Source organism: Microbacterium ginsengisoli, assembly GCF_000956535.1.
In the GTDB taxonomy this organism is placed as follows: domain Bacteria; phylum Actinomycetota; class Actinomycetes; order Actinomycetales; family Microbacteriaceae; genus Microbacterium; species Microbacterium ginsengisoli.
Map to the genome: position 1 here is coordinate 1 of NZ_JYIY01000017.1, position 1,813 is coordinate 1,813.

At 69.3% G+C, this 1,813-nt stretch carries 2 protein-coding genes and 1 pseudogene; all 3 read left to right on the forward strand.

What is annotated here, in order from left to right; genetic code table 11:
* On the forward strand, positions 1–304 hold a 304-nt coding region (locus tag RR49_RS00110), incomplete at its 5' end, for a transketolase-like TK C-terminal-containing protein (RefSeq protein WP_045245682.1).
* The gene (gene tal / locus RR49_RS00115; RefSeq protein ID WP_045245684.1) at positions 301–1,419 is read left to right on the forward strand and encodes a transaldolase; all 1,119 of its coding nucleotides are present in this window, start codon (positions 301–303) and stop codon (positions 1,417–1,419) included. The genes RR49_RS00110 and tal, both read left to right, overlap by 4 nt.
* Positions 1,416–1,813 (forward strand): annotated as a pseudogene (locus RR49_RS15220) (hypothetical protein); the annotation flags it as partial. The gene tal and the pseudogene RR49_RS15220, both read left to right, overlap by 4 nt.

Below are 1,813 nucleotides of genomic sequence, written 5' to 3' on the forward strand. Positions count from 1 at the left end.
CGACCAGCTCGCCACCGACGGAATCGCCGCCCGCGTCGTCTCCGCCCCCAGCCTCGAATGGTTCGCCGAACAAGACGACACCTACCGCGAACACGTCCTCCCCTCGACGATCAAAGCCCGCGTATCCGTCGAGGCAGGCTCCGCCCTCAGCTGGCACGCGATCGTCGGCACCACCGGCCGCACCGTGGCGATCGACCACTTCGGCGCCTCGGCCGACTACAAGACCCTGTACGCGAAGTTCGGGTTCACCGCAGAGGCGGTCGTCGAGGCCGCCCGTCAGACCATCCAGGAGAACAACGCATGAGCACCCCCACCGAACAGCTCGCCGCCGCGGGCGTCAGCATCTGGCTCGACGACCTGTCGCGCGAGCGCATCGTGACCGGCAACCTCGCCGAGCTCATCCAGACGCGCACGGTCTCGGGCGTCACGACCAACCCGACGATCTTCGCGGGCGCCCTCTCGAAGGGTGAGGCGTACGCAGCTCAGGTCGCCGACCTCGCCGCGGCCGGGGCATCCGTCGATGAGGCCATCTTCCGCATCACGACCGACGACGTGCGCGACGCGACGGACATCTTCCGTCCGGTGTTCGACGCGACCGGCGGCGTCGACGGACGCGTCTCGATCGAGGTCTCCCCCGAGCTCGCCCACGACACCGAGGGCACCATCGCGCAGGCGAAGCAGCTCTGGGCGACCGTCGACCGAGCCAACGCGCTCATCAAGATCCCGGCGACCAAGGCGGGCCTCCCCGCCATCGCGGCCGTCATCGGCGCGGGCATCTCGGTCAACGTCACGCTCATCTTCAGCCTCGAGCGCTACGCCGAGGTCATCGACGCGTACCTGACCGGTCTCGCCGAGGCGAAGGCCGCCGGCATCGACATCTCGACGATCCACTCGGTCGCCTCGTTCTTCGTGTCGCGCGTCGACACCGAGGTCGACAAGCGTCTCAAGGCGATCGGCACCGACGAGGCCCTCGCGCTGGTCTCGAAGTCCGGTGTCGCGAACGCCCGACTCGCGTACGAGCTCTACGAGGGCGAGTTCGCCACGGCGCGCGCCACCGAGCTCGTCGCCGCCGGCGCCAACGTGCAGCGCCCCCTCTGGGCGTCGACCGGTGTCAAGGACCCGTCACTCCCCGACACCCTGTACGTCACCGAGCTCGTGGCCGCCGGCACCGTGAACACGATGCCCGAGAAGACCCTCGAGGCGACCTTCGACCACGGAGTCGTGACGGGTGACACCATCACCTCGAACTATGCGGACGCGCACGCCGTCTTCGCCGACCTCGCGGCCGTGGGCGTCGACTTCGCGGACGCCACGCAGGTGCTCGAGGACGAGGGCGTCGAGAAGTTCATCATCTCCTGGCACGAGCTCCAGGAGACCGTGCGCACCGCCCTCGCGGAGTCCGCTCAGGTCGCACGGTGAGCTTCGACATCCGCCTGTCCGGCGAGGTCGAGAGGATCGTCGCCCAGACGCTCCCCGGTCTCGTCGAGAGCCTGGTCGCCTCGGGCATCACCGCCGGGGACCCCACACTGTGGGGCCCGGCGGCGGAGGATGAGGCATCCCGTCGCCTGGGCTGGGTGCAGGCGGTCTCGGTCTCGCGGCCGCTCGTCGCCGAAATCGAGGCGCTGCGCGCCGAGCTCGTCGAGCGGGGAGTGACCCGCATCGTGCTGGCCGGCATGGGCGGTTCCTCGCTAGGGCGTGTTGATCAAGAAGGTGCGGGGTGGCCAGCCGCCGCGAGTTGCGCGGGAGAATGGGCGTGTGAAGATCCAGGTGCTGCATATCGAGGATTGCCCGAATTGGCAGGAGGCGGGCGATC